Source organism: Lysobacterales bacterium, from assembly GCA_014946745.1.
In the GTDB taxonomy this organism is placed as follows: domain Bacteria; phylum Pseudomonadota; class Gammaproteobacteria; order Xanthomonadales; family Xanthomonadaceae; genus Aquimonas.
Genome location: JADCRD010000001.1, coordinates 365,671 through 391,818 on the forward strand (window position 1 = coordinate 365,671; position 26,148 = coordinate 391,818).

Consider the following 26,148-nt stretch of genomic DNA (forward strand, 5'->3'; position numbering starts at 1 on the left):
ACATCGCCCGCGGGGGGCACCGGGCGCGAGTGTATCCCAAGACTGTGAAGGGCTTCCCGCGGTAGCGCATGCACGGAACAGTCTGTGAAGGCACAATGAAGAACACTCTGCGCTCGGGGGAGCCATGAAGCAAAACGTGCTCGCTGCATCCTGTCTGCTGGCTTTGGGACTGTCGTGTATTCGACTGGCATCCGCGCACGAGCCAGGCCCGGATCCCTCCAAAGCCGGAGCGAGCACACTTGAAGTGCTGCGCGTCGAGACCCGCGATGAGAACGTCATTCGCGCTCTCGCCCTGGAGCACGGTCACCTGATCGTCAATCGCGACAAGGGCGTGGTGATGTTCGATGCGCCGGAAGGCGGGCGCATCCCGCTGCTGGCCAAGGGCCTCAAGGTCTCGGTCGATCCCGTGCTGAGCGAGGCCTTGAACGAGTCGCAGGCGATCCTGCGCGCCAAGGGCATCAACGGCTATGCCTGCTATCGGACAGTGGCTGAGACCAATGCGCGCATCGATGCGCTGGTCGCCCAGCATCCGCAGCTGGCCAGCGTGATCGATATCGGCCCCAGCTGGGAGGCCCAGGCCGGTATCGCCGGTGGCGGCGAACGCCTGCGCGTACTCAAGCTCGGCAACGCGCAGCAGCCCGGCCCCAAGCCCGCCCTGTTCGCGATGACCGCTGTGCATGCGCGCGAATACACCACCGCCGAACTCGGCCTGCGCTTCGCCGAGCGGCTGCTCACCGGCTATGGCAACGATGCGGACGCCACCTGGCTGCTCGACCATCACGAAGTGCACCTGCTGGTGCAGGCCAACCCGGACGGCCGCAAGCGTGCGGAAACCGGGCTGTCGTGGCGCAAGAACACCAACCAGGGCTACTGCGGTGCGACCAGCAACTCGCGCGGCGCCGACTTGAACCGCAACTTCCCGTTTTCCTGGGGCACGGTCGCCGGCGGCTCCAGCCCCACCCCGTGCAACGACACGTACCGTGGCCCTTCGCCGGCGTCCGAGCCCGAGACCCAGGCCATCGTCCGCCACGTGCGCGGCCTGTTTCCCGACCGCCGCGGCGACGGCCGCAACGATGCGGCACCCGACGACACCCAGGGCCTGTTCCTCGACATCCACAGCTATTCGCAGCTGGTCCTGTGGCCTTGGGGCACGACCACGCAGGCGGCACCGAACAATGCTTCGCTGGTGGCGCTGGGTCGGCGCTTCGCCTGGTTCAACGGCTACACCCCGCAGCAGTCGGTGGGCTTGTATCCCACCGATGGCACCACCGACGATTTCGCCTACGGCGAACTGGGCGTGCCGGCCTACACTTTCGAACTGGGCACGGCCTTCTTCCAGGATTGCGCCAGCTTCGAGAGCCGGATTGCCCCGGACAATCTGCAGGCGCTGATGTATGCCGCCAAGGTCGTGCGCGAGCCCTACCGGCTGCCCTTCGGCCCCGAGGCGCGCGCGCTGCAGGTCGAGCCCGACTTGCCCGTGGTCGGCGAAACGGTGCAGCTCAGCGCCGTGATCGATGACAGCCGCAGCAGCACCACCGGCGGCAGCGTGCCGGTGCAGGCGATTGCCGCCGCGCGCGCTTACGTCGGTACGCCGCCCTGGCAGGGCGGGGCGCAGGCTCTTGCGCTGCAGGCGAGTGACGGCGCCTTCAATGCGAACGTCGAATCCGTCGGCGCCGCACTGCCCACAGCAAGCGTGGGCCGGCAACTGGTGTATGTGCAGGGCGAGGACGCGAGCGGCGCGCGCGGCCCAGTCGCTGCGGCGTTTGTCGATGTGCGTGCGGCCGAGCAGGTGGCCCAGCTGGCTGGACGGGTCAGCCGGGTCGCGAATGGCGCTGCGGTGGTCGGCGCCAGGGTGCGGGTCGGCGGCTTCTCGGCCATGGCCGATGCCGCCGGCCAGTACGCGAGGCGGGTGCCTGCGGAGGCCAGCGTCATCGAGGTCGAGGCCGCCGGCTATGAGCCGCTGCGCGTCGAGGGCGTCAGCCTGCAGCCGGCTGCGCTGAATACGCGCGATCTGCAGCTGTATGCCTACTGTCCGCTGCTGTCGACAGACGCCGAGCAAGGCGCCCAGGGCTGGACGGCCACGCGCCCAAGCGGCGGCACGCCGCTTTGGTCCATCGTCGAGACCTCGCCGGCGGGTGGCAGCCGGGCCTGGCACGACAGCGCCACGGGCGTCTACGCCAACAGCCTCGACACCCAGCTGCTGTCGCCGGTGGTGAATCTGCAGGGCTACACCGGCCTGCGTCTTCGCCTGCGCAGCTTCTGCGACACCGAGTCTGGCTACGACTTCGGCACGATCCAGGTGCGTGCGTCGGCGTCAGGCGAGTGGTCGACGGTCTACAGCTGCAGCGGCGATCCGGCCTGGCGGAGCCTCGATATTCCCCTTCCCCAGTTGGAAGGTGCGGCGCAGGCGCAGATCCGCTTCCGCCTGACCAGCGACAGCAGCGCGCAGGACGACGGCTGGTACGTCGACGATCTCGTGCTGGAAGGTGGCGGACCCAGCTGCCGCGCGCAGCAGCAGCCGGTCGGCCTGTTTACTGATGGCTTCGAGCTGCAGTAGCGCGCACGCGCCGCGCGAGGCGCGGCGCCGGCTTCAATCCGGTGAGGGCGCGTCGCTGGCGCGCACCTGCACCAGCACCAGTTCGCCGCCACCTTCCAGCAGCACGCGACCGCCCTCGCCGAACAGCAGGGCGCTGTCGCCCTGGGCGAGGTCGACGCTGAGCGCGGCTTCTCGCACCCGCGCCTGGCCGCCGGCCAAGTGCAGCAGCCAGCGTTCGCCGGCGCGCGGAAAGAACAGCATGCTGCCCAGCAGCGGGCGGGCGAGCAGTCGCGCCTGCACGGCCTCCGGGCGGAACATCAGGTTGATGACCTCGCAGGGCCCCTCGACGCATTCGGCGCGGGTGTCGGCGGCGCCGTCGAAACGGCAGAGCGCGTAGGGCGATTCCAGGCACGCCGGCTCCAGACCTTCGGCAAACACCCGCAGCCCGCCGCCGCGCTGGTACATCAGCTCGCGGCGATAGCCCGGAAAGCTTGAGAACGGTCCATCCGCCTCGATCCGCGCCAGCGAGAACCGCCAGTCCGGCGCCTCGCCCTCGCGCCAGACCTCACGTGTGCTGCCGCCGCCGTTGCGCCAGGTCTGGCGTTCGTAGCGATGGGCGGGCAGGGCGATCAGCGGCATGAGTCGGTTCCGGGGGGCTCGCGGATGAAGTGTAGCCAGAGCGTCGCGGCTGTCCGCGAAAGCCTTGCACAGCGAAAGGCCCCGGCGAGCCGGGGCCTTTCTCCTTCCCTTGGAAGTCCCCGCCGCGCATGCCTTCGCGGCGGGCTCCCCCGGGCGGACACCTCCCTGTGTCCACCCGGCGTTCTGCGCTGCCGGCATCCACGCCGGGTCGCGGGGCCTTCAGCGCGCGGGGGCCGGTGCCGCCGGAGCGGCACTGACGATGATCTTGTCGCGGTTCTTCTCGACGGTTGCGAGGCCAATGCCGCGCACTTCGGCCAGCTGGTCGGCGCTGCGGAAGGGGCCGTTCTCGGTGCGGTAGGCAACGATGGCCTCGGCCTTGGCGGGGCCCACGCCGTTCAGCGTGGCGGCAAGGGTGGCGGCATCGGCGGTGTTGATGTTGACCTTGTCGGCGGCAAAGGCCGAGGCGGCCATCAGCAGGGACAGGAACAGGGCGGCAAACAGGCTGGACAGACGATTCATGGCTTCATCCTCATGGGTTAAGGCGTCTCGGAATCCCCGGCCAAGCCCCGGGGCGGCCCGGCGTATCGGCCGGTGGAAACAGTCTCCGCATCCGCCCGCGGCGGCGGTATCGGTGCACTGCGCTCGCGCAGCTGCGACATCGCGCGAGCGGAGGGTCGGAGTTTTCCTACCCCGCTCGGCCGGCTGCTCCCACTGCGGCTAAACTGCGGGGCCCCGCGGCTGGCCCTGCGCACGGCCCGCGACACGCCTTTCGATTCGAGGACACGCCATGGATCCGCAGCAGGTCGAGCGCTTCGTCAACGAACTCTGGGACGACGAAATCGTCGGCCAGCTGGTCGAGTACATCCGCATCCCCAACAAGTCGCCGATGTTCGACGCCGACTGGGTCAAGCACGGCTACATGGAGGACGCGGTCACCCTGATGGAGGCCTGGGCGCGCCGGCAGCCGGTGCGCGGCATGCAGATCGAGGTGGTGCGCCTACCCGGCCGCACTCCCCTCATCTTCATCGAGATCGAAGGCAGCGATGCCAACAACCCCGACACCGTGCTGCTCTACGGCCACCTCGACAAGCAGCCCGAGATGACCGGCTGGGCCGACGATCTCGGCCCGTGGAAGCCGGTGATCAAGGGCGACAAGCTGTTCGGTCGCGGCGGCGCCGACGATGGCTACGCCCTGTTCGGTTCACTGGCCGCGATCATGGCCCTGCAGCAGCAGGGCCGGCCACACGCGCGCTGCGTGATCCTCATCGAAGCCTGCGAGGAATCCGGCAGCTACGACCTGCCGCACTACGTCGACCATCTCGCTGCACGCATCGGCAAGCCCTCGCTGGTGGTCTGCTTGGACTCCGGCTGCGGCAACTACGAGCAGCTGTGGTGCACCACCTCGCTGCGCGGTCTTGCGGGCGGCAACCTCAGGGTCAGCGTGCTGGAGGAAGGCGTGCACTCGGGCGATGCCTCGGGCGTGGTGCCGTCCAGCTTCCGCATCCTGCGCCAGCTGCTGTCGAGACTCGAGGACGAAGTCAGCGGCCGCATTCGCGCCGAGGATCTGTTCGTCGAGATCCCGGCCGAGCGCATCGAGCAGGCCAAGCGCGCGGCGAGCGTGCTCGATCGCGAGATCTGGGCCAAGTTTCCCTTCCTGCCCGGCATGTCGCCGATGCACAGCGAGCTGCACGAGCTGGTGCTCAACCGCACCTGGCGACCGGCGCTGTCGGTCACCGGCGTCGACGGCATGCCGCCGCTGTCGAATGCCGGCAACGTGCTGCGCCCGCATACCGCAGTGAAGCTGTCGCTGCGCCTGCCGCCCACGCTTGATGGCGAGAAGGCCGGAAAGGTGCTGCGCAGCCTGCTTCTCGACAGCCCCCCCTACGGTGCACGCGTCGAGTTCGAGCTGGAGAAGAGCAGCACCGGCTGGAACGCGCCCAGCCAGTCGCACTGGCTGAACCATGCCATCGAGCACGCGTCGCAGGCAGCGTTCGGCAAGCCGGCGATGTACATGGGCGAGGGCGGCACCATCCCCTTCATGGGCATGCTCGGCGAGAAGTTCCCCGGCGCGCAGTTCATGATCACCGGCGTGCTCGGCCCGCACTCGAACGCGCACGGCCCGAACGAATTCCTGCACATCCCGACCGGCAAGCGGGTGACCGCGGCGGTGGCGCATGTGATCGCCGAACACTACGAGGCCAGCGCTCGCGGCGAGACCACCCAGGTCGGCGTCGCCTCGGGCGATACCCGCTTCGGCGACCACGGCTGCTGCTGATCGAGCGGCCTGACCCCCGCGGGCATCCGCCCCGGGGGGTTCCACCACACGCAGACAAGGTGACGCATGAGCCTCTTGTGGACGCTGCTGATCGGCTTTTTCATCGGCTTGGTCGCCCGTTTCCTGAAGCCCGGTCCGCAGAAGCTGGGTCTCATCCTGACCACAGTGCTCGGCATCGTCGGCGCCTTTGTCGGCAGCTTCATCGGTCAGACGCTCGGTCTTTACCAGCCGGGCCAAGCGGCCGGCTTCATCATGTCGGTCATCGGCGCCATCATCGTGCTCGTCCTCTGGGGCGCGCTCGCCAAGGGAAAGTGAAACCCATGAACAGTCCTCGTTCTCTCGTGATCCTCCCTCTGCTGGCGGCGCTGGCGGCCTGCGGTGCGTCCGAAGCGCCGCCCGCTCCCAGCCCTGCCGCGCCCGCAGAGGACGCCGCGCCCGCGGCAACTGAAGATGCAGCACCGGCCGCCAAGGCCGAGCAGGCGGAGGCTCCAGCGCTGGAAGCCGGCAAATCCTGGACCTTGATCGAGGCCTCGGACGACACCCTGAAGAGCGCCGCCGCCGAGGCCGGCATCTTCATCGAGGTGCAGGACGAGCGCATCGTCGGCTACGGCGGCTGCAACCGCTTCAGCGTGCCGCTGGAGCGCGGCGAGGGCAGCAGCATCAAGCTCGCCGCCGTGGTCGCCAGCAAGCGCGCCTGCGCCTCGGACGCGCTGAACGCCGCCGAGCAGACCTTCCTGCAGACCCTGGGCGCGGCGCAAAGCTTCGAAGTGCGCGATGAGGGCCTGTATCTGCGCACCTCGGACGGCGCCGAGCTCAAGTTCAGCGCGGGCCGCCCGGGCGGCAGCGAGGAGGACGTCTCCGAGGCCAAGGGCGCATGAGTCGCCGCATCCAGCAGCGTCGCTCGCGCATCCATGGCAACGGCGTGTTCGCGGCGGCCGACCTTCCGGCCGGCACGCGGCTGGTCGAGTACAAGGGCCTGCGCCGCACCCACGAAGACGCCGATGAGCGCTACGGCGACAGCCTCGATACGGGGCACACGTTTCTGTTCACCTTGAACGACGACTACCTGATCGATGCCAACGTCGATGGCAACGTCGCGCGCTGGATCAACCACAGCTGCGCGCCAAACTGCCAGGCGGTGCTGGAGGAGGACCCCAAGGGCAATCCTCAGCGCGATCGCGTGTTCATCGAAAGCCTGCGCGACATCGCCGCCGGCGAAGAGCTGACCTACAACTACGGCATCCGCCTCTCGGTGCCGCACACCGCCAAGCTGAAGAAGCAGTGGGCCTGCCGCTGCGGTGCGGACGCGTGCACGGGGACGATGCTGCAGCCGAAGGGCTGATTCAGGGCAGGCCGTGCGCGCCTTGCTGCGCGCGCTTCCTTCAGAGCTCGATGTGATCCACTCCGCGCCACGCGTCCAGTGCCTCCAGCACGGTCTGCAGTGCCATTGCGACCGGTTCCGCGTGCAGGGGCTCGCGCTCCAGGCCTTCGATGTGGCCGAACAGGGCCTGACGCAGGGCGTCCAAGCCGAAGACGCGCTGCAGCAGGTCGGCGAGCAGGCGCTCGAACTCGCCCGGGGTGGGGCTGATGCGCAGCTGATTGAACAGTGCGGACAGCGCAATGAACAGGGGCGCGGCCTCAGCGCCGAGGCCATGGTCCTCCGGCCGGTAGTCGAGGTAGGCGCGTTCGGCGTCGGTCCAGATCCGGTAGGACAGCCGCGCCAGCGAGTGGTACAGCGGGCCGTCGCTGATCAAGGCCACCAGCAGGCGTCCGCGATGCGCGAGCACGCTGCCGGCGGCGCTGGCCCACTCGCCGCTGCGCAGAAAGTCGGTGAGCTTCAGCTGCTCGGCAAAGGGCGCGGCCTGCAGCTGATCGAAAATCAGCAGGCTGCGCTCGCTTTCGGAGAAGGCGCAGGCCTCAGTGATGCAGCGCTCGAAGGCGGGCAGGGGGGCTTCCGGCGGCGCCAGGCTGCCGTCCTCCAGCTGCACGGGCAGCAGCATGGGGGCCGGCTCGGCCTGGCTGAAGTCGTGGTAGAGCACGTGCGGGTATTCGAGCGCTGCGCCCAGTGCGTTGGCGAAGGCGGTCTTGCGGCGGCCGGCGCTGCCGTCGACGTGCAGACAGCGCACGTGATCGAGCTTCGCGGCGAACAGGCAGTCCAGCGCGAAGCCGTAGTCGGTGTTGCTTTCGAAGCCGTGCAGGGCCAGCGAACGGCGCAGGTTCATGGCGACGGAGGGTTCGCGCGACGCCCGCGAAGCGGGGCGCGGCGAGTCTAGCAAGCGCGGCCTTGCGTGCCGCTGTGCAGGCCTTGGGAAGCCGCTGGGCTGCGCGCGAACTTCGAGCGCAGCGCCGTCGAGGCGCGGATCAGCGCCCGAGGTCGGCCTCCAGCACTGCCGCGAGGCGCGCTGCCGCGAGCCGCATCCGGGCCTCGGCGACCGGCCGCGTGCGCTCGATATAGCTGCGGTCGATGAAGCGCTTGTCCGGGTAGATGCCCGCGGATTCGATCAGGGCGCAGGACTCCTCCGCCCAGCGCGCTGCCGACGCCGCGCCGACCTCGCCCGGCGCGGGCAGAGGCGACTGCAGCAGGTGCTCGACCAGGGCGGGGCGATCCAGTTCCAGGGTGTCGACCAGCAGGCCGTCCCACAAGGCGTGCAGGTTCGAGCCCATGCGGTTGAGGCGGATCTGGGTGTCGTTGCCGCCGCGGTCGAAGCCATAGCCCGCGTGCAGCGGCTGGTGGATGTCGCCGACGAAATGCACGACGAACTTGAGTGCCTCCACGCGTCGTTCGCGCGGCGTGGACGGAACGCGCAACGCGGCGCGCTGGGCCTTTAGCGCGCCGATGACGCAGTTGCCGTCGGCGCAGTCGCGCTCGGGCCGGTACCGGCAGGCGCCCTGCGGGAAGTTCACGAAGTGCCAGCGTCCAGTGTGGCGCCAGATCTCCTGGTCACGCACTTCGTCTGGCCAGGTCGACACCGCCGCCAAGGTGGGCGTGGGCTCATCGACCAGCAGCGCGCCGACGGCGGCGCGCGTGCCCGCCGGCAGCTGCCGCTCGGCGATCTCGGCGATGGTCTGATGGCCCTTGAAGCTCCACGCCTGCGCCGGGTGGGAGCAGGCCAAAGGCAGCACGATCAGGAGCAATAGAAGTCGGAGTGCAGACGGCATGCGTTCGGATCGATGCGAGCGGGGGCGCGAGTCTGACAGGCGCGCGCGGCGACGGGGGCAAGGGAAGGTGAACTTGGCCGCGCCGGATCTACCCACCCGCTGCGCCTCGCGCGCTCGGGGGAGAGGCCCGTTCGCGCGAGCGCATGCGCTTTCGGACCTGTGCGCCGAGGCGAATCGAAATGCGAGGGCCTGCGCACTACACTAGCGCGCTCGGCCGGGCCGTCCCGGCTGTTTTCCCGCCCCTGGCATCCACGCCCTCACGAGGACTCGAGCAATGACGATCAAGGTCGCGATCAACGGTTATGGCCGCATCGGCCGCAATGTGCTGCGCGCGCTGTACGAGGCCAAGCGCACCAGCGAGATCCAGATCGTCGCGATCAACGACCTGGGCGATGCCGAGACCAATGCCCACCTGACCCAGTACGACACCGCCCACGGCCGCTTCCCGGGTGAGGTCGCGGTCGATGGCGGTGACCTGATCGTCAACGGCGACCGCATCAAGGTGTTCGCCGAGCGCGACCCGTCCAAGCTGCCCTGGGGCGCCCACGGCGTCGACGTGGTGTTCGAGTGCACCGGCCTGTTCACCAGCAAGGCCAAGGCCGCGGCCCACATCGCCGGCGGCGCCAAGAAAGTGATCATCTCGGCGCCGGGCGGCAGCGATGTCGACGGCACCTTCGTGTTCGGCGTCAACCACGACCAGTTGAAGGCTGCGCACGATGTCATCAGCAATGCCAGCTGCACCACCAACTGCCTGGCGCCCCTGGCCAAGGTGCTGCACGACGCCATCGGCATCGAGCACGGCCTGATGACCACCATCCACGCCTACACCAATGATCAGGTGCTGACCGACGTCTACCACTCGGACCTGCGTCGTGCGCGCTCGGCCACGATGAGCCAGATCCCGACCAAGACCGGCGCCGCCGCCGCGGTCGGCCTGGTGCTGCCCGAGTTGAACGGCAAGCTGGACGGCTTCGCCATGCGCGTGCCGACCATCAATGTATCGGTCGTGGATCTGACCTTCGTCGCCAAGCGCGCGACGACCAAGGACGAGATCGATGGCCTCGTCCGCGCCGCCGCCCAAGGCCCGCTGAAGGGCATCCTCGACATCAATACCAAGCCCTTGGTCAGCGTCGACTTCAACCACAACCCGCACAGCTCGGTCTACGACGCCACCCAGACCCGCGTCATGCAGGGCACGATGGTCAAGGTGCTCAGCTGGTACGACAACGAGTGGGGTTTCTCGAACCGCATGCTCGACATGGCGGTTGCGCTGATGGCAGCCAAGTAAGCGCCTGCAAGGTCTGAACGGACGCGCGAACGCCCACCCCGAGCGGTGGGCGTTCGCGTATGTGGCGTCTGCGTTCCATTGCACGCGGTGGAGCTGCGCCAGAAGGGCGCGCGTGCCTGGCGCTGAGCACCGCGCGAGGTTGTATTGCCCTCAGACGACAATCCGCAGGCAACAGAACCCAAATCCTTGCCCTCGCGCTCTGCGCTCAGGCGCTCATCCGCATTCGGACCGGTGGTCCGTAAACACGCCTCTTCGCTCCCCAATCCCGGCTCTAAAGCCATGAAAAAATTCCTGATCATCGCCGTCGGCGTGCTGATGCTGGTTGTGATCGGCCTTGAGCCGGTGCTGCGCAGCTTCCGCTACGACATCGAGACAGCGCAGCTCGAAGCACCGGACAGCGGCCGCTTCACCCGCAGCGTCAGCTGCTGGTTCGGCGACGGCTGGCTTGAGCGCAGTGAATGCGCCTGGCTGTACCCGAGCCAGCAGGGCGAGGCGATGACCGCGCTGCCCGTTGTGATCCTGCGCAGCGGTCTGCTCACGCGCTCGGAAACGGCGACGGTCTATCTCAGCGGCGGCCCCGGCGGCTCCAGCTATCTGTACGAGGAGGCCATGCCCTGGTGGCGCGACTGGATGCAGCAGCGCATGGGCCTCGATCACGACCTCGTGCTCTACGACCAGCGCGGTACCGGTTACGCCACGCCTCGCCTCGACTGTCCCGAGTACGATGCCGCTGCGCGCCGGCTAATTCTCGAAGGTGCATCGATCGACGCGCAGTGGAAAGAGACCGTGCCACTGCTGGAGGCCTGTGCTGCGGAGGTGCCGCAGGCCGAGCGACGCGAGGGCCTGTATTCCACCGCCACCGCCGCCCAGGACCTGCGCGAACTGGTGCGCGCTCTGCGCGAGGAGTTCGGCTATCGCGAGGTGCACATCTACGGCGTGTCCTACGGCACGCGTCTCGCCCAGGTCGCGCTGGCCGACCCCTTGGAGGGCGTCGGCCGCATTGTTCTGGATGGCTTCTATCCCGCCGGGCTTGAACTCATCGGCCGCTTCGCCGACGACTACGCCAAGCTGCTCGCCGCGGCACAGACGCAGTGCGAGGCCCAGGCCGGATGCGCCGGCGCCAGCCTGCGCACGCTGCTGGCAGAGGCACTGCAGCGGCTGTCCGCGCAGCCCGTGCAGATCGCCCTGCCGGCCTTCGAGGACGCCGCGGCCCAAGCCGGCGCGCAGCCCGAGACGCTGCGCCTCACCCCCGAAAATCTGTTCGCGCTCGTTGAAGCCCAGCTCACCTTCGGCCTGCCCGTGGCCGAGCTGCATGCCCTGCTGCAGCAGGCCGCGCGCGGTGAGTTCGATGCGCGCTGGGAGGAACTCGCCGCCGACTGGGTCTACACCCTGGACGACCCCGAGTTCAGCACCCTGTCGATGGCCCTGATCGAATGCCGCGACAACCCGCCGCTGCGCCGCGAGACCGTGGCGGCCGCGATCAAGGCTCACCCCGACTGGGCGGCCCTGATGCACACGCCCGACATCGCCTTCGAGCAGTGCGGCCGACTCGGCGTGCGCCCGCAGCCGCTGCGCCCCAGCGTGATCCGCCAGCCCACCCTGCTGCTGGCCGCCGAGTTCGACCCGCGCACGCCCACCGTTCCGGCGCTGGAGCAGGCGCAGGGCTTCACCCAGCTGCAGACCCTGGTGCTGCCGCGCAGCGGCCACAGCATGACCGACCTGGACGACTGCGCTGCGGCTGCGGCGGGGGCGTTCCTGAATCGGGGTGCTGCGCCGCCGGAGCGGTGTGTGACGGTCCCTTGATCAGTCCTTTGCCAGCGCATTCGCCAGCGCCTGCACACGCGCGCCGAAGTCCGCGTAGTCATGGCCTGCGCCGGGGCTTGGCCGTTCGCGGATCTGGCGTACCGCCACCAGCTCCGCTTTGGGAATCACCACGAGGTACTGCCCAAGCCAGCCCCGCGCTTCGTAGGCTTCGATGGGACCCTCCTCAGGATGGAAGGGTCGCCAGGGCCCCACACCGTGCGGTTCGATCAGTAGTCGCTGCCACTCCCTGCGCCAGTCCTTGCCGAGCTGGGTGCCAAGCGCGGCATACAGCTGCTCGGCCGAATCGAAATGGCGCCCGAGCAGCGGCCGTAGCTTTGCGGTGAACTCAGGCGGTACGCCCGCGCGCTCGACCATTGCGAGGCTCTCTGCGTCTGCACGAAAGCGCACCCACGCGCTGGATCGCCACCACAGCAAACCCAACGAGGGGTCGAGTCTTGAGGCCCCGAGCATCGTCTCGACGTAGCTATCGGGAACGATCTGCTGATCGCCGGCCCGTCCGCGCTGCAGGACCAGCTGACCTATCGCCGCCAGTCCGCGCGCATCCAGTGTCAGCCCGGCCATGGCATAGGGATTTCCGCTGGGATCTCGATGCCATGGCCCTGCGCTCACGCCGAGCGGATCCAGCAGGCGGCGCTGGATGTAGGCATCCATCGGCTCGCCGCTGGCGCGTTCGATGATTCCCGCCAGCAGGTTCACCGCCTTGTTGTTGTAGGCGATTTGGGTGCCAGGCCGGTGGCTCAACTCCGCGGCAAGCGCCAGCTGCACGGCATCGGGCGCAGGATAGATTTCGACCCGCGTATCGCCCACGTTCTGAAGGCCCGAGCTGTGATCGAGCAGCATGCGCACGGTAATCGCCTGTTTCGCGCCCTGCTTCCATTCGGGAAACCAAGTGTGCACGGGCGAATCCAGCGATTCGATCCGACCCTCGCCGATCAGAGCGCCCACGGCCAGCGCCACCACCGACTTGGTGACCGACATCGTTTCGAGGACTGGCGCAGGGTGCGAGGCGTAGCGCTCGAGTACCGGCTTGCCGTCGACCAGTACCAGCACGCTGTCGCTGTGCGAGTTCTGTGCACCTGCCTCAATGTGGTCGAGTGCCGCCTTTGCATCGACGGAGAGGGCCGCAGCTCCAAGGGTCGCGCTGGAGGCGGTGAGCAGGAGTGCAAGCAGGGTGAGCTGCGCTCGCTTCACTCGGCGTGGCGGTTCCGATATGGCCCGCGTTCGCGATGGCATGGCGTTCAGCGCCCTTGCGTGTACGGTGGATGGACTTCTATTGGATGCCCGGTAGCGCCCTGAGTGGCTGCCGCCGAAGCATCGGCCTTGACCCACCGCGACCCGACTCTCGACGTGTCGCGGTCTTTCCTGCCTGGAGTTCAGCCGGAGCGCGTCATTGCCGATGCGTCAGGTGTCGGAGGACGTCCGGGCCGTGTAGCGGTGGGTCAAGACCCACCCTACGCCGGGCGGTGAGACGCGACTCTCGACGTGTTGCGATCGTTCCTGCCTGGAGTTCAGCCGGAACGGGTCATTGCCGATGCGTCAGGTGTCGGAGGAAGTCCGGGCCGTGTAGCGGTGGGTCAAGACCCACCCTATGCCGGGCGGTGAGGCCGGCACGGGTCTGGAGTCCGAAGTCCGAACCTCGAACCTCGAACCTCGAACCTCGAACCTCGAACTCTGAACCGTGAATCCCGAATCCCGGCTCTCACACCTTCCCGCGCACAAAGCCCTCGACTTCGGCCAAGGCCGCCGCCAGCGCCGGGCCATCCTCGCCGCCGCCCTGGGCCATGTCGGGGCGGCCGCCGCCCTTGCCATTGATCTTGGCGGCGACGAAGGACACCACGTCGCCGGCCTTGACCTTGCCCAGTGCGGCGCCAGCAACGCCGGCGGCCAGCGAGGCTTTGCCCTCGCTGCCGGTGGCGAGCAGGATGACCGCGTCGCCGAGCTTGTTCTTCAGCACATCGACCGAGTCGCGCAGGGCCTTGGCGTCGAGGCCGTCGAGGCGCGCGGCGACCAGCTTGAAGCCGCCGAGGTCGATGGCGCTGTCGGCCAGTTCGCTGGCGGCGTTCGCGGCCGACTTGGCCTTCATCTGCTCCAGGGTCTTTTCGAGCTGCTTCTGGCGGTCGAGCAGCTGGCGCAGCTTGGCGCCGACTTCGGCCTTCGACGCACCGACCAGCTCGGCGATCTCGCCGAGGCGCTGTTCTTCCTCGCGCACGTGCGCCAGCGCGCCTTCGCCGGTGACCGCCTCGATGCGGCGCACGCCGGCGGCCACGCCGCCTTCGGAGAGGATCTTGAACAGGCCGATGTCGCCGGTGCGCTGCACGTGGGTGCCGCCGCAGAGCTCGGTGGAGAACGCACCCATGCGCAGCACGCGCACGCGGTCGCCGTACTTTTCGCCGAACAGGGCCATGGCGCCGAAGTCCAGCGCTTCCTGCATGCCCATGTGGTGCACTTCGGCGGCGACGTTGCGGCGCACCTCCGCGTTGACCATGTCTTCAATGGTCTTCAGCTCATTGGCGCTCAGCGCCTGGAAGTGGCTGAAGTCGAAGCGCAGGCGGTCCGGTGCGACCAGCGAGCCCTTCTGCTGCACGTGGGTGCCGAGCACGCTGCGTAGGGCAGCGTGCAGCAGGTGGGTGGCGCTGTGGTTCAACACGGTCGACTGCCGGCGCGCCGAGTCCACGCGCGCGGCCAGCGCGTCGCCCACTTTGAGGCTGCCGCTGCTGACGTGGCCGACATGGCCATGGAAGACACCAGCCAGCTTCTGGGTGTCGCGCACCTCGAAGCGGGCGCTGCCGGCGCTGAGCTGGCCGTGGTCGCCGACCTGGCCGCCGCTTTCGGCGTAGAAGGGCGTGCGGTCGAGGATGAGGATGCCGTGCTCGCCTTCGTTCAGGGCCTGCACGGACGCGCCCTCGCGCAGCAGGGCGATGATCTTGAGCTGCTCGCTATCGAGATCTTCGTAGCCGATGAACTCGGTCGGCGAGAGGCTGGCGACGATGTCGGCCGACAGCGTGCCGGCGGAAGCGAACTTGCTGGCCGCGCGCGCCTGCTCGCGCTGCTTCTCCATCGCCGCGTCGAAGCCGGCCATGTCGACGCCCATGCCGCGCTCGCGAGCCATGTCGGCCGTGAGGTCGACCGGGAAGCCGTAGGTGTCGTAGAGGCGGAATGCATCGGCGCCGGGGATCTCTCCGCTGCTGCGAGCCGCGACTTCGTCGAAGATGCGCATGCCCTGGTCGAGCGTTTCCGCAAAGCGCTCTTCCTCGGCACGCAGCGCGGCTTCGACCGTCGCCTGCTTCTCGCGCAGTTCGGGGTAGGCCTCGCCCATCTGCTCGACCAGTGCGGCCACCATCCTGTGGAAGAAGCTGCCGCGCACGCCCAGCATCCAGCCGTGGCGGAGCGCGCGGCGGATGATCCGGCGCAGCACATAGCCGCGGCCTTCGTTGCTGGGCAGCACGCCGTCGACAATCAGGAAACTGCAGGCGCGGATGTGGTCGGCGATCACGCGCAGAGATTTGTTCTCGAGATCCTGCGTGCTGGTAAGTTCGGCGGCGCGGCGGATCAAGGCCTGGAACAGATCGATCTCGTAGTTCGAGTGCACGTGCTGCAGCACCGCGGCCAGGCGCTCCAGGCCCATGCCGGTGTCGACGCAGGGCGCCGGCAGCGGCACCAGGCTGCCGTCGGGCTGGCGGTCGAACTGCATGAAGACGTTGTTCCAGATTTCGATGTAGCGGTCGCCGTCTTCATCGGGGCTGCCGGGCGGGCCGCCGGCGATGTGCGCGCCGTGGTCGTAGAAGATCTCGGTGCAGGGGCCGCAGGGGCCGGTGTCGGCCATCTGCCAGAAGTTGTCCGAGGCATACGGCGCGCCCTTGTTGTCGCCGATGCGGATGATGCGGTCCTCGGGCAGGCCAGCGACATCGCGCCAGAGCGCGAAGGCCTCGTCGTCGGTGTGGTAGATGGTGACCAGCAGGCGTTCTTTCGGCAGCTTCCAGACCTCGGTCAGCAGCTCCCACGCATAGGCAATGGCGTCGCGCTTGAAGTAGTCGCCGAAGCTGAAGTTGCCCAGCATCTCGAAGAAGGTGTGGTGGCGGGCGGTGTAGCCGACCTGATCCAAGTCGTTGTGCTTGCCGCCGGCGCGCACGCAGCGCTGGCTGGACACCGCGCGCTTGTAGCTGCGCTTCTCGCCGCCCAGGAACACGTCCTTGAACTGCACCATGCCGGCATTGGTGAACAGCAGGGTGGGATCGTTGCCCGGCACCAGCGGGCTCGACGCCACCACGGCATGGCCCTTGGACTTGAAGAAATCGAGGAAGTCCTGGCGGATCTGGTTGCTGGTTTTCATGGGCTGAAGGCGCGGGCAGGGGGCGGGCAAGGGACCTCGAATGATGCCCCATGCTGCGCTGCAGTGCCACGCAAGACGCGGCCACAAGTCATGGCCTTGGACAAGCGGGTCTCTGCCACGCTTCGCTCGCCTGAAAAGGCAAAGGCCGGGCGAACGCCCGGCCTTTGCCTTAGGGACACTGCCCGCCGATCAGAAGCTGCGGCTGATCGAGGGGTCGAGTCGGATCAGGGCTTCGCTGATTGTGGTGGCGCCGGTGCGATCAAGATCTTCGCGGGTGTAGACGCGACCCGGCGAGCTGCAGCTGCCGCGCGGACGCTTGATGCGGCTGGCGGTGGCGTCCGGACACAGGCGATCGAGTCGGGCGCTGCGCTTCTCTTTCTCGGACGCGGCGACGGCGTTGGCGGCCTCGGCGCTGTCGGCAGGTTCGGCCTTGGGTTCGGCGGCCTGCAGGCTGGCGCCGGCCAGCAGCAGGGCAATGGCAGAGGCAAGGATCAGTAAACGGCTCATGGGAATCTCCTCGACGGGCAACAGCGACATCGAGGAGGGAAGCTGCGCCCGCGCGTTCGCAAGGTCAAGTGCCGCACCGTGCTCGTGGATCAGGCCCCGCGCCTTCGTTCGTGCGGCGCTCAGCTTGCTGAATGGGTCGGGGCGGCGGCGCGAGGGGGTCCGGGATCAGCGCGAACGGTGCAGGGTGAGCTCGGCCAGGGCTTCGAGCTCCGGCGCCGCCTGCGGCAGGCGAGCCAGTGCGGCGCGCATGGCCTCGCCCTGTTGTTCGAGAGCGGCGCGGGCGCCCTGCACGCCCAGCAGGGCGGGGTAGGTCGGCTTGCCCTGTTCGGCGTCCTTGCCGGGCGTCTTGCCCAGCGCTTCGGCGCTGCCCTCGATGTCCAGCAGGTCGTCGCGGATCTGGAAGGCCAGCCCCAAGGCCGCGGCGTAGTCATCCAGGGTCGACTGCGTGGCGGCTTCGGCGCCGGCGCAGAGCGCGCCCATGCGCACGGCGGCGCGAATCAGCGCGCCGGTCTTGAGTGCATGCATGCGCTGCAGCTGGGGCAGGGTCTGATCGCCACCGGTCACCGCGAGGTCCAGCGCCTGACCGCCGCACATGCCGGCGGCGCCGCTGGCGCGCGCCAGTGTTGCCAGCAGCTCGACGCGGGTGGCAGCGTCGAGCGGCGCCTGCGCCAGCACCTCGAACGCCAGGGTCTGCAGGGCGTCGCCGGCAAGAATGGCGGTGGCTTCATCGAAGGCGATGTGCACCGTCGGACGACCGCGCCGCAGGCTGTCGTCGTCCATCGCCGGCAGGTCGTCGTGGACGAGCGAGTAGGCGTGAATGAACTCCACGGCCGCCGCCGCGTGATCGAGGTCGGGTTCGCTGGCGCCGCAGCTCAGGCCGCTGGCATACACCAGCAGCGGGCGCACGCGTTTGCCGCCACCGAGGCAGGCATAGCGCATGGCCTCGTGCAGCCGGCGCGGTTCATCGGCAGCAGCGGGCAGCAGCCCGGCAAGGACAGATTCGCTGCGCTCGGCCCAGGCGCGCAGCCGAGCCTCAGGGAGCATCGGCGGCAAAGGGCTGGGCGCTGTCCGGGTCTTCGGGGTCACTCAGCAGCCGCACCCGCAGCTCGGCCTGGTCGAGCGCGGTCTGACAGCGACGGAACAGGGCGATGCCGCGCTCGTAGGCCTGCAGCGATTCGTCGAGGCTGAGGTCGCCCTTCTCCAGGCGCTGCACCAGACTTTCCAGTTCGTCGAGCGAACGTTCGAAGCCGGCAATGGCGCTGCCGTCAGTCGAGGCTTCAGGGGCAGGGACGGCGGGATCAGGCGTGGACATGCGCGGCAGTGTGCCGAAGCGCTGCGAGCGCGGTCAATGTGAGGAAAGTCGAGCCCTGCGCTGCAGCCCACGATAACGGCGCCCAGGGCGAATGCGCCATGCCCCCGAGCGCTACCTGGGTGGTGCCGGGGCAAGGCCAAGGTCGTCGACCCCGGCGATCGGCTCGCGTCCGTAGGGCCCCAGCCAGCGCAGGCACAGTCCGTTCTCCAGCAGCGCGGCACGCAAGTCCTCGCGCAGCACCAGATCGGCGACGGCGACCAACTCACCCTCAGCGCTCCACAGAAATGGCAGATGCGTTCGCTGCCAGGGCGGCACGCCCAGCGACTGCAGCAGGGTTTTCACGCACTGGCGGGGGCGCTTGTGCGAGAGGCGGATGCGCTCGCCGCCCTGGCGGGCTCGAACCCGCAGCGGCAGCGGCGGTCGCGCGCCGTGCTGGATGTCGCCGAGGCCATCGCAGAGCGCCAGCGCATGGCCATCCGGCAGCCTCAGCGGGCCCGCCGCGTCCCATGCGGTGTCCATATCCGCAGGCAAGGGCGGCAGCGCGGGCAGCAGATGCAGGGACTCGCCCCAGGCGCGCAGGCGATGTCCGCGCCAGCGCGCTTCGGCTTCGCTGTCGGCGCGGGCCCGCAGCAGTTCGCGCTCGATCTGCGCCAGCACGCTGGGTGGCGGCAGCGCGCAGTGGAGCGACTGCAGCCAGGCGCGCAGAACGCGGGCGCGGCGTGCCTGCGGCCAGCCGCGAAGCACCTGCAGATCCAGTACCCGCGGATCGAGCCGCTGGGCGCGCGCGAGATCGACGGCGTCCAGCGATGCAAGCCGGGCATCGGCTTCCGCGCTCAGCGCGGCCGAAAGCGCCAGCGACTCGGCGGCCTGCGGCCAGCGCTGCTGCAGCAGGGGCAGCACGGCCTGCCTCAAAAAATTGCGGTCGTGGTGGGCGTCCTGGTTGCTGGGGTCTTCGATCCAGCGCAAGCCGCGCGCCACCGCGTAGGCCTCCAACGCGCTGCGCGGCGTGCCCAGCAGCGGCCGCCACAGCCAGCCTGCACCGAACCGACGTAGCGCACGCATGCCGCCCAGACCGCGCTCGCCGGCGCCGCGCAGGGCGCGCAACAGAAAGGTCTCGGCCTGATCGTTCTGGTGATGGGCCATGACCACCACCTCGCCCGGCTGCAGCGCGGCCTGCAGCGCCGCGTGGCGGGCGCGGCGCGCGCGCGCTTCCAGCCCGCCGCTGCCGCCCGCCACATCCACCCGCAGCACGCGGATGTCGACCCCCAGCGCGGCGGCCTCGCGCTGGCAGTGCGCCGCCCACTGCGCTGAATCCGCGTGCAGGCCGTGGTCGACGTGCAGCGCACGCAGGCCGCGTCCGCGCGCCCAGTCGGCTTCGCAGAGCAGCTGCAGCAGCACGCGCGAATCCAGCCCGCCGCTGAAGGCGACCGCCAGCCCGGCTCCGGGTGGCAGCACGTGGGCGTCGAATTCGATGGCGTGGCTGTCGAGCATGCGTGGCATGGTAGCGAAGCGTCGGGTTGGCACAGGCAGCCCGCGCATTGAGTGCGGTCCGCGCATGCGGTTAGGGTGTGCGCCCAGCACGGGGCAGCGCGCTTGCGGATCCTGCGGCCCTGCACGCGCAGGCGCTGCGCGCCCGTGACTGTTTGCAGCTTCAATCGCTCAAGGCCCCGCATGACCGCATCGCCCTACATCGTCGCCGTCACTGGCGGTATCGCCTCCGGCAAGTCGGCCGTGACGGCGCGCTTCGAGCAGCTCGGCGTGCCGGTGATCGACGCCGACCTGATCGCCCGCGAGCTGGTGGAGCCGGGTGAAGTCGCGCTGGCGGAAATCGTGCAGCGCTTCGGGCGGGGCGTGCTGGATCTGCAAGGTCGGCTGGATCGACGCCAGCTGCGCCAGCGCATCTTCAGCGACGCCAGCGCACGCCGGGATCTCGAAGCCATCCTGCATCCGCGCATTCGCGAGCGCATGCGCGAGCGCGCCCTCGCCGCCGACGCACCCTATGTGGTACTGGCGATTCCACTGCTGACCGCGGGCAGTCGCTATCCCTTCATCGATCGCGTCCTGGTGGTCGACGTGCCCGAGGCGTTGCAGATCGAGCGACTCACGCGCCGTGATGGCGTCGACGAAGATGCCGCGCGAGCGGCATTGGCGGCGCAGATCAGCCGCAGCGAACGGCTGGCGCTGGCGGACGCGGTGATCGACAACAGCGGCAGCCTCGAAACCCTGGCCACTGCGGTGGATGCCCTGCATGCGGGCTATCTGCAGCAGGCTTCGAGGCGCGCCGAGTCGGGGGCCTGAGCGACCCGCATAGGCGATGGCGGTGGATCACGCCACCGCGGCGCGCACGAACTCCGGCAGCTGCATCGAGGCCCCGCTGCGGTTCACCCACACCAGCACAGTGTGGCCGTCGGCGTAGACCACGCCGGCCTGCGTCGCACTCTCGATGCGATGGCTGAGCGTCAGGCTTTTGCCGCCCACGCGCTCGGCGCCCATCACGACGCGCAGGCGCTCGGGCCAGCCGATCGGGCGGCGGTAGTTCATCTGCGCGGCGGCCAGAATCGGCGCGCAGTCGGGGTCGGACCAGTCGGGGCTGATCTGCTTGAACCAGAGCACGCGTGCTTCCTCGATGTAGCGCAGGTAGCTGGCGTTGTTGACGTGGTTGAAGGCGTCCATGTCGCCCCAGCGCACGTCCATCTCGATCTCGAACACGGTCTTCATCGGCGTCTCGCTCATGCCAGCTTCCTGCGGCCGCGCTGCATCGGCCTGGCCTCGCCCACGCCCTCGGTTGTGGCCGCCGAGAGGTTCGGCAGCAGCTTCTTCAGAAAGACGCCGGTGTGCGAAGCGGCGTTCGCGGCGACGGTTTCCGGCGTGCCTTCGGCGATGATCTGGCCGCCGCGATGGCCGCCCTCGGGGCCGAGGTCGATGATCCAGTCGGCGGTCTTGATGACGTCGAGGTTGTGCTCGATCACCACCACCGTGTTGCCCTGCTCGCGCAGTCGATGCAGCACGCCCAGCAGCAGCTCGATGTCGTGGAAGTGCAGGCCGGTGGTGGGCTCATCGAGGATGTAGAGGGTATTGCCGGTGTCGCGCTTGGCCAGCTCACGCGAGAGCTTGACGCGCTGCGCCTCACCACCCGACAGCGTGGTCGCCTGCTGGCCGAGCTTGATATAGGACAGGCCGACCTGCATCAGCGTCTCCAGCTTGCGGGCGATGGTCTGCACCGGCTCGAACAGCTTGAGCGCGTCCTCCACGGTCATGTCGAGCACGTCGTGGATGGTGTGGCCCTTGTAGGTGATCTCCAGGGTCTCGCGGTTGTAGCGCTTGCCTTGGCAGACATCGCAGGGCACGTAGACGTCGGGCAGGAAGTGCATCTCGACCTTGATCATGCCGTCGCCCTGACAGGCCTCGCAGCGCCCGCCTTTGACGTTGAAGCTGAAGCGTCCGGCCGTATAGCCACGCGCGCGCGCCTCCGGCACCTGGGCGAACAGTTCGCGCAGCGGCGTGAACAGGCCGGTGTAGGTCGCTGGGTTCGAGCGCGGCGTGCGGCCGATCGGGCTCTGGTCGATGTCGACCACCTTGTCGAACTGCTCCAGGCCCTGGATCTCGCGGAAGGCCTCGGGCGTGTGGCTGGCGTCATTCAAGCGATTGGCCGCCAGCCGGAACAGGGTGTCGTTGATCAGGGTCGACTTGCCCGAACCGGACACGCCGGTGATGCAGGTCAACAGGCCCGCCGGCAGATTCAGATCGACGTCTTTCAGGTTGTTGCCGGTGGCGCCGAGCAGGCGCAGCCAGCGCTTGGCGTCGGGCGCCTTGCGCACGGCCGGCACTTCGATGCGGCGACGGCCCGAGAGATAGGCCGCCGTCAGCGAGCGCTCGGACTTGAGCACGTCCTTGAGCGTGCCCTGGGCGACGATCTCGCCGCCGTGCACGCCGGCGCCAGGGCCGATGTCCAGAACGTGGTCGGCGAGGCGAATGGCGTCCTCGTCATGCTCGACCACGATCACGGTGTTGCCGAGATCGCGCAGGCGGGTCAGCGTGCCCAGCAGGCGCTCATTGTCGCGCTGGTGCAGGCCGATCGAAGGCTCATCCAGCACGTACATCACGCCGACGAGCCCCGCGCCGATCTGGCTGGCCAATCGGATGCGCTGCGCTTCGCCGCCGGACAGCGAATCGGCCTGGCGGTCGAGGGTCAGATAGTCGAGACCCACATCGACCAGAAACTTCAGCCGCTCGCGGATTTCCTTGACGATCTTGGTGGCGATCTCGCCGCGCCAGCCGGGCAGGGCCAGCTGGTCGAAGAAGGCCATCGAAGCGTCGATCGACAGCGCGCTCAGTGCCGGCAGGGTGCGGTCGGCCACGAACACATGGCGCGCGGGGCGGTTCAGGCGCTGGCCGCCGCATTCCGGGCAGGGGCGGTTGCTGATGTATTTCGACAGCTCTTCGCGGACCATCTGCGACTCGGTCTCGCGATAGCGGCGCTGCAGGTTGTTGACGATGCCCTCGAAGCGGTGGATGCGGGTCTGGCTGCGGCCGTTCTCGCCGGGGTAGCTGAACTTGATCTCTTCCTTGCCGCTGCCGTACAGCACGGCCTGCTGCACGGACTCCGGCAGGCGCGAGAAGGCGACGTCGACGCTGAAACCGTAGTGTTTGGCCAGCGAGTTCAGCATGGCGAAGTAGTACGGGTTGCGCCGGTCCCAGCCCCGGATGGCGCCGGCTGCGAGGCTGAGTTCCGGGTGCCCGACGATGCGCGCGGGGTCGAAGAACTGGGTCACGCCGAGGCCGTCACAGGTCTGGCAGGCGCCGATCGGCGAGTTGAACGAGAACAGCCGCGGCTCCAGCTCGGACAGCGAGTAGTCGCAGACCGGGCAGGAGAATCGCGAGGAGAACAGCACCTCGGCGGCGTTGGCGTCGTCCATGTCGACCAGCTTGACCAGACCGTCGCCGAGCTTGAGCGCGGTCTCGAAACTCTCGGCCAGACGCTGCTTCAAGTCGGCGCGCGGACGGAAGCGATCGATCACCGCCTCGATGGTGTGCTTGTTGCGCAGGCCGAGCTTGGGCACCTCGTCGATTTCGTAGGCGGTGCCGTTGACGCGCACTCGCACCAGGCCCTGCGCGCGCAGCTGCTCGAACACCTGCACATGCTCGCCCTTGCGCTCGCGCACCACCGGCGCCAGCAGCATGTAGCGCTGGCTCTCGGGCAGGGATATCGCGGCATCGACCATCTGGCTGACGGTCTGCGCTTCCAGCGGATGCCCGTGCTCCGGGCAGCGCGGCGTGCCGACGCGGGCGAACAGCAGGCGCAGGTAGTCGTGGATCTCGGTGATGGTGCCGACGGTTGAGCGCGGGTTGTGCGAGGTCGACTTCTGCTCGATCGAGATCGCTGGCGACAGGCCCTCGATGTGGTCGATGTCGGGCTTCTCCATCATCGACAGGAACTGCCGCGCGTACGAGGACAGCGACTCGACGTAGCGCCGCTGGCCTTCCGCGTAGATCGTGTCGAAGGCGAGCGAGCTTTTGCCCGAACCGGACAGACCGGTGATCACGATCAGCTTGTCGCGCGGCAGCTCAAGGCTGAGGTTTTTCAGGTTGTGCGTGCGCGCGCCGCGGATGCGGATGGTGTTCATGGCGGGCCGGGGAGGGCTTGGGGAACTGGGCATTGTAGGAGGCGGGTGTGAGGCTGGGGCGATGCGCTCGACAGCCGGGATTGGGGATTCGGGATTGGGGATTGGTTGGAGCAGGCTTGGCGAGACCCTGGCTCGCGCGCTGGTCGAAGGCGTGACCTTGGTGGCTTGCTGCTGTCATCGTGATGTCAGTAAGTCGGGGGCGCAGCGCCCCCTCGCCGGGATTCGGGATTGGTGATTCGGGAGTCGCGAGCGCGCGCTAGACGAGCATCAGGGTCTCCGAACCGTCAGCCCTCGTCGATCTCGTACCGATTGCCCTTGGCGCGCCCTGAGTGAGGCTTCAACGCTGGCCCCAAAAGGCTTCTGGATCAAGCGTTTGACGCCGCATGCGTAGGTCGCGCGGGAGGCGCGTTCGAGCGAATCCCGAGGCCCTCGCGCCTTGCGCTCGGGCGTTCATCGGCGCGCGGACCAGTGGTCCGCAAGCACGCCTCTTCACTCCCGAATCCTCAATCCCGCTGCAACCGGGTTTGACCCGGGCGCAGCACAAACCTATACTCCCGCGGCTGTCCTGGCGCCCTTGCGCCGTCCTTCCCGTGTTTGCGGGGTTCAATGACGGTGTTTCTCGGGGTCAAGCCCCGGCCCAGGCAGCCGACAATAACTACAGAGGAATCCGCAACATGTACGCAGTCATCGTCACCGGCGGTAAGCAGTACCGCGTGATGCAGGGCGAGACCCTGCGCGTCGAGAAGCTCGACGTCGAAGCTGGCAGCAGCATCGACCTGGATCAGGTCCTGCTGGTGGGCTCGGGCGAAGCCGTCAAGGTCGGCACCCCGACCGTCGCCGGCGCCAAGGTCACCGCCACCGTCAAGGCCCACGGCCGCGGCGAGAAGATCCGCATCATCAAGTTTCGCCGGCGCAAGCACCATCGCAAGCAGATGGGCCACCGCCAGCACTACACCGAAATCGAAATCACCGGCATCAGCGCCTGATCGGCGCCGTCTGAAGCCCCAAGCAAGGAGAGTCTTCCATGGCACACAAAAAGGCAGGCGGCAGTACCCGTAACGGCCGCGATTCCAACCCGAAGTACCTTGGCGTGAAGATTTATGGTGGGCAGGCGATCGAAGCTGGCAACATCATCATCCGCCAGCGCGGCACCCAGTTTCACCCGGGCCCGGGCGTTGGCCTCGGCCGCGACCACACCCTGTTCGCGCTGAAGGACGGCGTGGTCAACTTCGCGGTCAAGGGCCCGAAGAACCGCCGCACCGTGAGCGTCATCGGCGAGTAAGCGCCGAACCCGCAGCACACGCGAAAGGCCCCGCCTCTAGTGCGGGGTTTTTCGTTTTGGAGCGGGGATTGGGGATTAGGGATTCGGGATTGGCCGACGGTTTGCCTGCAACGGCAGGCTGAGGGCCTAGCTCCGACTTCCCGCCCCGACTGAGGGCCGCGCACCGTCCGCCGATGGCCCGGGTTCGCAGCCCTGCATCGTCGTCTGCCCAGGCAGACGGCCACTCAATCCCCAATCCCCAATCCCCAATCCCGGCTCCCCAATGAAACTCGTCGACGAAGCAGACATCCGCGTCATCGCAGGCAACGGCGGCAACGGCTGCGTGAGCTTCCGCCGCGAGAAGTTCATCCCCTTGGGCGGGCCGGACGGCGGTGACGGCGGCGACGGCGGTAGCGTCTTTCTGGTCGCTGACGAGAACCTCAACACCCTGATCGATTTCCGCCACCAGCGCATCTTCCGCGCCCAGCGCGGCGAGAACGGCATGGGCCGGCAGATGTACGGCAAGAAGGGCGAGGACGTGGTTATCCGCGTGCCCGTGGGCACCGTGGTCACTGCGGTGGATACCGAGGAAATGATCGGCGACCTCACCGAGCACGGCCAGACGCTCAAGGTCGCCCAGGGCGGCGAGGGCGGCCGCGGCAACATCCACTTCAAGACCTCCACCAACCGCGCACCGCGCCGCGCCACCACCGGCAGCCAGGGCGACGATCGCGAGCTGCGGCTCGAGCTCAAGCTGCTGGCCGACGTCGGCATGCTCGGCTTTCCCAACGCGGGCAAGTCGACCTTCATCCGCGCGGTGTCGGCGGCGACGCCCAAGGTGGCGGATTACCCGTTCACGACCCTGTACCCCAACCTGGGCGTGGTCCGCGTCGAGCAGGACCGCAGCTTCGTCATTGCCGACATTCCGGGCCTGATCGAAGGCGCGGCCGAAGGTGCCGGCCTCGGCGTGCAGTTCCTCAAGCACGTGCAGCGCAACCGTCTGCTGCTGCATATCGTCGACATGGCGCCGATGCTGGAAGGCGAGCAAGCGATCGAGCACATCGTCGGCGAGGTGCACGCGATCGAGCGTGAGCTTGAGCGCTACGACGCCGAGCTGCTGGGCCGGCCGCGCTGGCTGCTGCTCAACAAGGGCGACCTGCTGGATGAGGACACCCGCCGCCTGCGTGCCGAGGCCGTGGTTGCGGCGCTGGACTGGCAGGCCCCGTGGTTTCTGATCTCGGCGATCAGCCGCGAGGGCACCTGGACGGTGGCCCAGCAGGTCATGGAGTTCTTCGACGCCGAGAAGCGTGCGGCGATCAAGCAAGAAGAGGACAGCCGGCCCTGGAGCCCGCTGGATTGATCCTTCCGCCGGGCTCGCGCCCTGCGGCAACCG

At 68.5% G+C, this 26,148-nt stretch carries 23 protein-coding genes; 11 read left to right on the forward strand and 12 right to left on the reverse strand.

Annotated features, from left to right (window positions below; translation table 11 throughout):
- Positions 1–124 precede the first annotated feature (124 nt).
- On the forward strand, positions 125–2,557 hold the full coding sequence (locus tag H4O13_01500; GenBank protein MBE5314061.1) for a hypothetical protein: 2,433 nt from the start codon (positions 125–127) through the stop codon (positions 2,555–2,557).
- 33 nt (positions 2,558–2,590) lie between these two features.
- Here H4O13_01500 and H4O13_01505 read toward each other — a convergent pair whose 3' ends face one another.
- Together H4O13_01505 and H4O13_01510 are read right to left on the reverse strand one after the other, a co-directional pair.
- The gene (locus H4O13_01505) at positions 2,591–3,175 is read right to left on the reverse strand and encodes a HutD family protein (GenBank protein ID MBE5314062.1); all 585 of its coding nucleotides are present in this window, start codon (positions 3,173–3,175) and stop codon (positions 2,591–2,593) included.
- Between the two features lie 219 nt (positions 3,176–3,394).
- Positions 3,395–3,694: a helix-hairpin-helix domain-containing protein gene (locus tag H4O13_01510; protein ID MBE5314063.1), complete on the reverse strand. Its 300-nt coding sequence runs from the start codon at positions 3,692–3,694 to the stop codon at positions 3,395–3,397.
- 268 nt (positions 3,695–3,962) lie between these two features.
- On the opposite strand from H4O13_01510, the gene H4O13_01515 reads away from it, so the two are divergent.
- The 4 genes from H4O13_01515 to H4O13_01530 all read left to right on the forward strand — a co-directional run bounded on the left by H4O13_01515 (position 3,963) and on the right by H4O13_01530 (position 6,792).
- Positions 3,963–5,450, forward strand: coding sequence for a M20 family metallopeptidase (locus H4O13_01515; GenBank protein MBE5314064.1), 1,488 nt, complete (start codon positions 3,963–3,965; stop codon positions 5,448–5,450).
- A 66-nt stretch (positions 5,451–5,516) separates the two neighbouring features.
- The gene (locus tag H4O13_01520; protein MBE5314065.1) at positions 5,517–5,765 is read left to right on the forward strand and encodes a GlsB/YeaQ/YmgE family stress response membrane protein; all 249 of its coding nucleotides are present in this window, start codon (positions 5,517–5,519) and stop codon (positions 5,763–5,765) included.
- Positions 5,766–5,770: 5 nt separating this feature from the next.
- Complete coding sequence (locus H4O13_01525; protein MBE5314066.1) at positions 5,771–6,328, forward strand: META domain-containing protein; 558 nt, start codon at positions 5,771–5,773, stop codon at positions 6,326–6,328.
- Positions 6,325–6,792 carry an SET domain-containing protein-lysine N-methyltransferase gene (locus H4O13_01530; GenBank protein ID MBE5314067.1) on the forward strand — a complete coding sequence of 156 codons (468 nt, stop codon included), beginning with the start codon at positions 6,325–6,327 and terminating at the stop codon, positions 6,790–6,792. Before H4O13_01525 ends, H4O13_01530 begins: the two co-directional genes overlap by 4 nt.
- A 40-nt stretch (positions 6,793–6,832) precedes the next feature.
- On the opposite strand, the gene H4O13_01535 is transcribed toward H4O13_01530, so the two are convergent.
- Together H4O13_01535 and H4O13_01540 are read right to left on the reverse strand one after the other, a co-directional pair.
- Positions 6,833–7,672 carry a hypothetical protein gene (locus tag H4O13_01535; protein MBE5314068.1) on the reverse strand — a complete coding sequence of 280 codons (840 nt, stop codon included), beginning with the start codon at positions 7,670–7,672 and terminating at the stop codon, positions 6,833–6,835.
- Between the two features lie 139 nt (positions 7,673–7,811).
- Positions 7,812–8,609 carry a S1/P1 nuclease gene (locus tag H4O13_01540; protein ID MBE5314069.1) on the reverse strand — a complete coding sequence of 266 codons (798 nt, stop codon included), beginning with the start codon at positions 8,607–8,609 and terminating at the stop codon, positions 7,812–7,814.
- Between the two features lie 274 nt (positions 8,610–8,883).
- Here H4O13_01540 and gap point away from each other — a divergent pair, with 274 nt between their 5' ends.
- Entirely contained in the window at positions 8,884–9,897 is a 1,014-nt protein-coding gene (gene gap / locus H4O13_01545; GenBank protein MBE5314070.1) for a type I glyceraldehyde-3-phosphate dehydrogenase, read from the forward strand.
- Between the two features lie 279 nt (positions 9,898–10,176).
- Complete coding sequence (locus H4O13_01550; protein MBE5314071.1) at positions 10,177–11,700, forward strand: alpha/beta fold hydrolase; 1,524 nt, start codon at positions 10,177–10,179, stop codon at positions 11,698–11,700.
- On the opposite strand, the gene H4O13_01555 is transcribed toward H4O13_01550, so the two are convergent.
- The 6 genes from H4O13_01555 to tilS all read right to left on the reverse strand — a co-directional run bounded on the left by H4O13_01555 (position 11,701) and on the right by tilS (position 19,361).
- Complete coding sequence (locus tag H4O13_01555; GenBank protein ID MBE5314072.1) at positions 11,701–12,912, reverse strand: beta-lactamase family protein; 1,212 nt, start codon at positions 12,910–12,912, stop codon at positions 11,701–11,703. It lies immediately after the preceding gene.
- Positions 12,913–13,420: 508 nt separating this feature from the next.
- Positions 13,421–16,051 (reverse strand): alanine--tRNA ligase, encoded by a 2,631-nt coding sequence (gene alaS, locus H4O13_01560; protein MBE5314073.1) that lies wholly within the window; start codon positions 16,049–16,051, stop codon positions 13,421–13,423.
- A 189-nt stretch (positions 16,052–16,240) separates the two neighbouring features.
- The gene (locus H4O13_01565; GenBank protein ID MBE5314074.1) at positions 16,241–16,558 is read right to left on the reverse strand and encodes a hypothetical protein; all 318 of its coding nucleotides are present in this window, start codon (positions 16,556–16,558) and stop codon (positions 16,241–16,243) included.
- A gap of 165 nt (positions 16,559–16,723) precedes the next feature.
- Complete coding sequence (locus tag H4O13_01570) at positions 16,724–17,602, reverse strand: polyprenyl synthetase family protein (protein MBE5314075.1); 879 nt, start codon at positions 17,600–17,602, stop codon at positions 16,724–16,726.
- Positions 17,592–17,870 carry an exodeoxyribonuclease VII small subunit gene (locus H4O13_01575; GenBank protein ID MBE5314076.1) on the reverse strand — a complete coding sequence of 93 codons (279 nt, stop codon included), beginning with the start codon at positions 17,868–17,870 and terminating at the stop codon, positions 17,592–17,594. The genes H4O13_01570 and H4O13_01575 overlap by 11 nt, the downstream gene beginning before the upstream one ends.
- Before the next feature lie 111 nt (positions 17,871–17,981).
- Positions 17,982–19,361 (reverse strand): tRNA lysidine(34) synthetase TilS, encoded by a 1,380-nt coding sequence (gene tilS / locus H4O13_01580; protein ID MBE5314077.1) that lies wholly within the window; start codon positions 19,359–19,361, stop codon positions 17,982–17,984.
- A 180-nt stretch (positions 19,362–19,541) separates the two neighbouring features.
- Between tilS and H4O13_01585 the strand changes: the two genes are divergently transcribed.
- The gene (locus tag H4O13_01585) at positions 19,542–20,168 is read left to right on the forward strand and encodes a dephospho-CoA kinase (GenBank protein MBE5314078.1); all 627 of its coding nucleotides are present in this window, start codon (positions 19,542–19,544) and stop codon (positions 20,166–20,168) included.
- Positions 20,169–20,195: 27 nt separating this feature from the next.
- Here H4O13_01585 and H4O13_01590 read toward each other — a convergent pair whose 3' ends face one another.
- Together H4O13_01590 and uvrA are read right to left on the reverse strand one after the other, a co-directional pair.
- Positions 20,196–20,603: an acyl-CoA thioesterase gene (locus H4O13_01590; GenBank protein MBE5314079.1), complete on the reverse strand. Its 408-nt coding sequence runs from the start codon at positions 20,601–20,603 to the stop codon at positions 20,196–20,198.
- Complete coding sequence (uvrA, locus tag H4O13_01595) at positions 20,600–23,494, reverse strand: excinuclease ABC subunit UvrA (protein ID MBE5314080.1); 2,895 nt, start codon at positions 23,492–23,494, stop codon at positions 20,600–20,602. Before uvrA ends, H4O13_01590 begins: the two co-directional genes overlap by 4 nt.
- Positions 23,495–24,168: 674 nt before the next feature.
- On the opposite strand from uvrA, the gene rplU reads away from it, so the two are divergent.
- The 3 genes from rplU (at position 24,169) to obgE (ending at position 26,115) form a co-directional block, all read left to right on the forward strand.
- Positions 24,169–24,480 carry a 50S ribosomal protein L21 gene (rplU, locus tag H4O13_01600; GenBank protein MBE5314081.1) on the forward strand — a complete coding sequence of 104 codons (312 nt, stop codon included), beginning with the start codon at positions 24,169–24,171 and terminating at the stop codon, positions 24,478–24,480.
- Positions 24,481–24,518: 38 nt separating this feature from the next.
- Positions 24,519–24,776 carry a 50S ribosomal protein L27 gene (rpmA, locus tag H4O13_01605; GenBank protein ID MBE5314082.1) on the forward strand — a complete coding sequence of 86 codons (258 nt, stop codon included), beginning with the start codon at positions 24,519–24,521 and terminating at the stop codon, positions 24,774–24,776.
- A 262-nt stretch (positions 24,777–25,038) separates the two neighbouring features.
- A complete protein-coding gene (gene obgE / locus H4O13_01610; GenBank protein MBE5314083.1) occupies positions 25,039–26,115 on the forward strand; it encodes a GTPase ObgE in 1,077 nt (358 codons plus the stop codon).
- The last annotated feature ends 33 nt before the right edge of the window (positions 26,116–26,148 follow it).

Coding starts and splice junctions, on each gene's coding strand:
- H4O13_01500 (MBE5314061.1), top strand. CDS start 125: ATGAAGCAAAACGTGCTCGCTGCATCCTGTCTGCTGGCTTTGGGACTG.
- H4O13_01505 (MBE5314062.1), bottom strand. CDS start 3,175: ATGCCGCTGATCGCCCTGCCCGCCCATCGCTACGAACGCCAGACCTGG.
- H4O13_01510 (MBE5314063.1), bottom strand. CDS start 3,694: ATGAATCGTCTGTCCAGCCTGTTTGCCGCCCTGTTCCTGTCCCTGCTG.
- H4O13_01515 (MBE5314064.1), top strand. CDS start 3,963: ATGGATCCGCAGCAGGTCGAGCGCTTCGTCAACGAACTCTGGGACGAC.
- H4O13_01520 (MBE5314065.1), top strand. CDS start 5,517: ATGAGCCTCTTGTGGACGCTGCTGATCGGCTTTTTCATCGGCTTGGTC.
- H4O13_01525 (MBE5314066.1), top strand. CDS start 5,771: ATGAACAGTCCTCGTTCTCTCGTGATCCTCCCTCTGCTGGCGGCGCTG.
- H4O13_01530 (MBE5314067.1), top strand. CDS start 6,325: ATGAGTCGCCGCATCCAGCAGCGTCGCTCGCGCATCCATGGCAACGGC.
- H4O13_01535 (MBE5314068.1), bottom strand. CDS start 7,672: ATGAACCTGCGCCGTTCGCTGGCCCTGCACGGCTTCGAAAGCAACACC.
- H4O13_01540 (MBE5314069.1), bottom strand. CDS start 8,609: ATGCCGTCTGCACTCCGACTTCTATTGCTCCTGATCGTGCTGCCTTTG.
- gap (MBE5314070.1), top strand. CDS start 8,884: ATGACGATCAAGGTCGCGATCAACGGTTATGGCCGCATCGGCCGCAAT.
- H4O13_01550 (MBE5314071.1), top strand. CDS start 10,177: ATGAAAAAATTCCTGATCATCGCCGTCGGCGTGCTGATGCTGGTTGTG.
- alaS (MBE5314073.1), bottom strand. CDS start 16,051: ATGAAAACCAGCAACCAGATCCGCCAGGACTTCCTCGATTTCTTCAAG.
- H4O13_01565 (MBE5314074.1), bottom strand. CDS start 16,558: ATGAGCCGTTTACTGATCCTTGCCTCTGCCATTGCCCTGCTGCTGGCC.
- H4O13_01570 (MBE5314075.1), bottom strand. CDS start 17,602: ATGCTCCCTGAGGCTCGGCTGCGCGCCTGGGCCGAGCGCAGCGAATCT.
- H4O13_01575 (MBE5314076.1), bottom strand. CDS start 17,870: ATGTCCACGCCTGATCCCGCCGTCCCTGCCCCTGAAGCCTCGACTGAC.
- tilS (MBE5314077.1), bottom strand. CDS start 19,361: ATGCTCGACAGCCACGCCATCGAATTCGACGCCCACGTGCTGCCACCC.
- H4O13_01585 (MBE5314078.1), top strand. CDS start 19,542: ATGACCGCATCGCCCTACATCGTCGCCGTCACTGGCGGTATCGCCTCC.
- H4O13_01590 (MBE5314079.1), bottom strand. CDS start 20,603: ATGAGCGAGACGCCGATGAAGACCGTGTTCGAGATCGAGATGGACGTG.
- uvrA (MBE5314080.1), bottom strand. CDS start 23,494: ATGAACACCATCCGCATCCGCGGCGCGCGCACGCACAACCTGAAAAAC.
- rplU (MBE5314081.1), top strand. CDS start 24,169: ATGTACGCAGTCATCGTCACCGGCGGTAAGCAGTACCGCGTGATGCAG.
- rpmA (MBE5314082.1), top strand. CDS start 24,519: ATGGCACACAAAAAGGCAGGCGGCAGTACCCGTAACGGCCGCGATTCC.
- obgE (MBE5314083.1), top strand. CDS start 25,039: ATGAAACTCGTCGACGAAGCAGACATCCGCGTCATCGCAGGCAACGGC.